This is a genomic window from Acinetobacter sp. 1125_18A (assembly GCF_052824985.1).
The window spans coordinates 1-617 of sequence record NZ_VTDG01000056.1 but is presented as its reverse complement, the minus strand read 5'-3'; the positions used below and the strand labels follow the sequence as shown (position 1 = coordinate 617).

General features: G+C 38.1%; 1 protein-coding gene. It reads right to left on the bottom strand.

Annotated features, from left to right (window positions below; genetic code table 11):
* Positions 1-97: 97 nt before the first annotated feature.
* On the bottom strand, positions 98-550 hold the full coding sequence (locus FY049_RS22230) for a phage tail terminator protein (protein WP_287840675.1): 453 nt from the start codon (positions 548-550) through the stop codon (positions 98-100).
* Positions 551-617: the final 67 nt, after the last annotated feature.

Here is a 617-nt window from a genome sequence, read left to right as displayed (position 1 = left end):
GCTTCTAATCGTTTAATTTGGTCATCTGAAAGACCACCCACAATATCGCCTTTTTCAAAACGACCTATAGGCTGTAATGCTTTATATATTTTCATAGTCACCATGATTTAATCATTTGTGCTTCAAATAAGAATGGGAAAAATGCCCGTCCTGCAGTTGTCTTACCTACTGGCACTCCAGCATCAACACGCAAGAAGCGTTTGTATCCGACAATCTGAGGTTGGTAACCTTGCATTGCCGCAAGAATTTTTCTGATATATGGGTCAGCCAATTGGCGAATCGACATAGTTTCATCAAGTTGAGCTGATGCATCAGAAACACCAAGCGCGATTAACCACTGTTGATAAATTGCATTAGCTTTGCCATCCCCTGATGTATCAGAGATGCGGTCACCAACATAGATAATGCCTATACCCACATCACCAATTAGACATTCAAAAAGATCATCCACATTGAACGGCGTAACAACTTCATCAATATCAGGTAGTTCAGTTTTAATGCGCTTCAAAATATCCTCTTCAAGCGCAAAATAGTTATCAATGTTTTGCATCAGTTAAAACCTTGTATAAATATTCTTCAATTTCAAAGAGTATTTCTTGTGAATCATCAACAGAAAT

Bases quoted from the DNA above. Each gene is read 5' to 3' on its own strand.
- FY049_RS22230 (WP_287840675.1), bottom strand. From the start codon at position 550: ATGCAAAACATTGATAACTATTTTGCGCTTGAAGAGGATATTTTGAAG.